The sequence below is a fragment of the Fulvivirga sp. genome, assembly GCF_040220315.1.
Classification (GTDB): domain Bacteria; phylum Bacteroidota; class Bacteroidia; order Cytophagales; family Cyclobacteriaceae; genus Fulvivirga.
The window spans coordinates 1-5,066 of the sequence record NZ_JAVJUY010000102.1 but is presented as its reverse complement, the minus strand read 5'-3'; the positions used below and the strand labels follow the sequence as shown (position 1 = coordinate 5,066).

The window sequence follows — 5,066 nt, the reverse complement described above, 5'->3', positions numbered from 1 at the left end:
CAACTGTTACGAGGCCTAGCCCCAGGTTAGAACCTAAAATGATAAACTGAGCATCTTCAAAAGTATTGCCAGTAAGCCTGGGTGTTTGAAAATTACTTTGTGCGTAGCCATTACCCACTACTAAATCAATTGTAGAGCCTTTGTCAATGCGGTCGCCTTCATTTAAAACCTTTCCATTGCAACTCATTTCTAATACTAAATTTAAAAACTGACTAGGACGATACGTAATTTGACCTCGCTTTAACTCGTTGCTGGCCAACACAGCCTCTGCGTTTCTTAACGAACGGTCAACCAATTCTGGGACGGGTACAGTTGGAGGTTTTACTCTGTTCACCGAAACAAAAATTTTTCTGTTTTCCTTTACTCTTGAGCCAGGCTTTGGATATTGTTTGAGAATTGTGAGAGGCGGGTGCTTTTCAGAATAACTGGAGTCATTTACTTCATACCTCAGATTTCGTTTCAGTAGAAAGTCTTCCAGATCGTCCATTTGAATTCCTTCCAAATTGGGCACTGTGATACTCTCTCCATGGTTGGTATACGAAGGCAAATATCCATAAAAGAAGAATAGGGTAGAACCTATGAGTATAACAATAGCTGCAGCCAGCTGAATTACAAAGCCTCTTATAGTATCCGGTTCAATATTGAAAGGTAGTTTCAAAGTTTTGTAGTTAGATTAATAAACAAACGGTCAAACTTAACTAAATCTTGTTTGAGGATGAAAAAAATAACCTTATGGTTGGTATTCATTACTCACCCGTTGCTTTTCCTGATGTTTTGTTAATGCCATCTCTATGAGTTTGGTAATCAAATCAGTAAAAGAAATGCCACGTTCTTGCCACATCATTGGAAACATACTTGAATTAGTAAAGCCCGGTATCGTATTTATTTCATTGATAAGTATTTCACCATTGTCTTTAAGAAATAGGTCTACTCTTGAAAAATCTTCGCACCCTAGGGCATTATAGGCTCTTAGTGAAAGATGCTGAATTTGTTTGGCTACCACATCATCTACATCGGCAGGCACTTTAAGTTCCACCGCATTAGGATCTAAGTACTTAGCCTCGTAAGTATAAAACTCATACTCTTTGCTAATAACGATTTCAGCCGGCAAAGATGCCATCGGTTCTTTGTTGCCCATTACTGAGCATTCTAATTCCCTGCCCGAAATGTACTCTTCAAACAATACTACATTATCAAACCTGAAAGCTTCTTCAACAGCCTTATTAAAATCATTCTTAGAATTTACTTTGGCCACTCCAACCGAAGATCCCAGGTTGGCGGCCTTCACCATAAAGGGCAAACCTAAGGTGGCGTTCAGGTAGTCAAAATCTATCGTATTTTTTTCGCTATAGTTATAGGTAAGAAACTTACTGGTTGGAATGTTTGCACTCTGAAGGAGTTTTTTGGAATATAATTTACTCATAGAAAGTGCAGATCCTAACACCCCTGTTCCTACAAAGGGCAATTCAAATGCTTCAAGTAGACCCTGGATGCTTCCGTCTTCCCCATCCGTGCCATGTAACACAGGGAAAACAATGTCTGGGCTGATGACCTCATCGGTATTTAGGTTTTTAAATCCAGGGTTTTGGGTAGACAAAATCAGGGCCAAGGGATCGCAACCTTCAAACGTATTATCCACGCTGGTTTTTAAATACCAGTTGCCTTTTGGTGAAATTCCAATAGGAATTGGCGTGAATTTAGTTTTATCGATATACTCGAAAATATTACGAGCTGAGTTAATAGATATTTGGTGTTCTACAGATTTACCACCAAAGATAATTGCGATTGATTTTTTTGCCATTCTGAGGTTTGATAATTAGCTCAAATATAACGCAAAAAACAGCTTAATGAATATTAATTCAGCTTCATAATACGCTCGGTGGCAGAAAATGATTCCCCTTGGAGCCTTACTAAATAAATACCGGCTGGCTCATTGGCTATTGAAAAATCATAGGTTTGATTCAGTACATTTTCTAACGTACCGGTATGTACTTCGTGGCCACTTAAATTATAAACACTCACTAATACCTGTTGCCTAAGGGTTAGATCAAAACTTAATTTATAATTACCATCGCTGGGGTTAGGAAATAAAAAGTATTGAGCGTTGGGAAATATTTCTGTGGTGTAAATTTCAATATCATCAATATAAATATTATTACCATTTCTGTTGGTGTTCACAAACGCCAGGCGTATGTCCGTCACATTAATAAAGTCATTTAGATTAATTGTTTCTGTCCGCCAGGTAGAAGGTGTAGGTGGATTTCCGTTAAATTGCCCAGTAGCCAAATCATCACCTACTTTGTTGTAAAGCACACTATTGAAATCATCACCGCAGTTGGTGGATAAAAGTAAAGCCAGGCCATCTTCCTCATTGTTTATTCCTGAATAGGCCACATCAAATGTGAGTGTAATTTCATTTGCATTACTAAAGTCCAGCGTTGGACTAACCAGCCAATCCCGTTCGCCAATTTCCATATAACCGGCATTTTCCATAAAGGCATAATCCCTGCCGTTACTGGAAGCTGTTGACCATGCATTGCCCTGGTCGTGGTTCACCACTACCCACTCAGTGAAGTCTAGATTGTCAAAATCTTTCCTTAATGGTGCGATGTCCGTGCTTTCATCAATATAAAATTCATGCATTAAAGTAGCTGTTTCCAAGGTATTCGGGAGTTGTATTTCTACAATCAGACGGTGGCTACCAATGGCTAGATTGGGCAATGGAATATTGATGTTCTCACTAAAACCCGGCTGCAAAGGATTGGTAAAATTAAAGGTTTGGGCTATTTCGTTACTACCATCAAGTGCATAAGTGATGTCCACTGAAGATACAGAAGTAATTCCATCATTCACCACTTCAACAATTAGTTCCTGTTCTGATACACATGATACAGGAGATGGTGAAATAATTCTGTTTTCTATGTCATCCACACTAATGTTATCAATGTATAAATTGTTACCAAAGGCGTTTTGTGCTATAAAGGTAATTTGAAGTGACTCTTCCCCTAAATATTCAGCCAGATCAATGGTTTCATTTCGCCAATCTGCCTCTGAGTCTGGCGAAAAGTTAGCGGTAGTATTTCCTACTGTACTTAACTCTGTAGCTTGTTTGTAATAAATGGTATCAGCATCAGTAAGTGGGTTTGCACATTGACGGCCTATCACAACGGTTAACGATTCTAAATCAACTCCAGGGTATCTGGCGTAAGCTACATCAAACGAAAGTTTGGCCGTAGTCCGGTCTTTTAAGCTCAGCACAGGAGAACTGAAGAGGTCAATGGCACCTTCATTTTCATACGTATAAAACTCCATGTATAAAGCCTGATTACTCAGTTCGCCATTATTGGCAGCCACCAGTTCCCACGTTCTCAGTGAATCAAAATTGGTAGTAAACCATGATGCCGGAGGTTCATTAAAGTTTAGGGCAATTGGTGCGGATCCTAATGGAGGCAGCGTTAGTGTTTCAGTTCTTGAATTGTTAAGCCCATTTTCGTCAGTCGTAGTATTCACTGAGGTGATTTCAAAAGTCAACTCAAATTTTCCTGGATTAATAGTTGTGAGGCTTAACTCTTCAAATGCGAGTGTATCAATTTCTAATAAATTTAATGGGTTATTAAAGGTGCTGGTAGCAACTTCCACACCTTCCAGATAAGCAGAGATTTCGTATGAGTTAATCAAATTATCCCCATAATTTCGCACTTCGATAACTGGTACGAATGAGTCGCCACAAATGCTAATAGTTGGCGAAAGGATGTTTCTAATTCCTAAATCATTACTTACGATTACTGGTGGTATTGTACCAAGACTATTTTTTAGTGAAGCTCTTCTGGGACTATTGTCAAGCACCACACGCATTCTGTCTTTTTGATCCGATGTGAAAAGGTTCATGCACACATCATCGGTATAATCCATATAGTTTTGAAACATGTCGGGAAGGTCCGGGGCATCATTATTGCAACTGTTCGGACCGGGGAAATCGCATAGACCGAGCCCGCCATTATCCGTACGTGCCAGCGGTGTGTCTTCACAGAAATCATCAACGTTGCAATTTCCATCGCCCCAAATATGGCGCAAACCAAAATAATGGCCTACTTCATGAGTGGCGGTTCGCCCACGGTCATAGGTAGTACTCACATTGGCAGCAGGGTATTTTAGTTTAGAACCGAAAGTACGATAATCAATTACCACACCATCAGTTAATCGGCTGTTGCTGGCTTCTTCCAGCCCCTCCAGCGAAGATGAAACAGGGAATTGTGCATAGCCAAGGAAATCATTTCCAAGGTCGGTTACCCAAATATTTAAATAGTCTTCTGCCGGCCAGTAACTTAACGCTTTAAAAACATAGTTATCAGCCAAAAACCATAAATCCCGGCCTCCATTTACACGGTTAATCCCTGTGGTTGTCAACCCTTCAGGATCTCTACTGGCTAATTCAAAGTTAATTTCAATGTCAGCTGCAATAGGCTGAAAAGCAGTGGGTGTGTTATCACGATCGGCATTTGTTCTGCGGAAATCTTCATTCAACACTTCTATCTGTGAAAGTATTTGCTCGTCAGGGATGTTTATGCCACTGCCAATAGGTTCGCCATTATGTATAATGTGAACCACGACAGGCACCGTAACCACTTCGGCTTCGGTGCGTTCTTGACGGTTAGTCTCACTCTTGCGCTGTGACAAGCGGTTTTGCATCCATTGCTCAAAATGCTCGGTGGTTTCGCTTACCTTATTTTTATTTTTGAGCATCTGCTGATACATCTCTATACCACATCTATCCTGACCTTTTGAGGCAATAGACAGCATTAAAAAAAAGCCTGCGATCAACAGGCTCTTTATGATTTCGGTATTTCTAATTTTTTTCAGCTTCTCACGAATTATTGAGTGAAAACGATGTTTTTTACATCATATTGTCTGGTAGCTTGGCATTAGGATCATCCGGTAAGGTGATATTCAATGCTTCCACATGTTTAATTTCAGGAACTGCCTTTTTAATAGCCTCTTCCACACCTGCTTTCAATGTCATTGTTGACATTGGACAAGAGCCGCAAGCGCCCAATAATTCCAACTTC

The 5,066-nt window shown here is 40.0% G+C and carries 4 protein-coding genes; all 4 read right to left on the bottom strand.

What is annotated here, in order from left to right; genetic code table 11:
• Nucleotides 1-658 (bottom strand): PASTA domain-containing protein (locus RLO81_RS04740; RefSeq protein ID WP_350107968.1); only part of this gene is annotated, 658 nt, incomplete at its 3' end.
• A gap of 72 nt (nt 659-730) precedes the next feature.
• Entirely contained in the window at nt 731-1,801 is a 1,071-nt protein-coding gene (locus RLO81_RS04735) for a D-alanine--D-alanine ligase family protein (RefSeq protein ID WP_350107965.1), read from the bottom strand.
• A gap of 53 nt (nt 1,802-1,854) precedes the next feature.
• The gene (locus RLO81_RS04730; protein WP_350107962.1) at nt 1,855-4,821 is read right to left on the bottom strand and encodes a T9SS-dependent choice-of-anchor J family protein; all 2,967 of its coding nucleotides are present in this window, start codon (nt 4,819-4,821) and stop codon (nt 1,855-1,857) included.
• A 73-nt stretch (nt 4,822-4,894) separates the two neighbouring features.
• Nucleotides 4,895-5,066: NifU family protein (locus tag RLO81_RS04725; RefSeq protein ID WP_350107971.1), on the bottom strand; the 172-nt coding region annotated here is incomplete at its 5' end.

Excerpts from the sequence above, each read along its gene's own strand:
- RLO81_RS04735 (WP_350107965.1), bottom strand. The coding sequence starts at position 1,801 with ATGGCAAAAAAATCAATCGCAATTATCTTTGGTGGTAAATCTGTAGAA.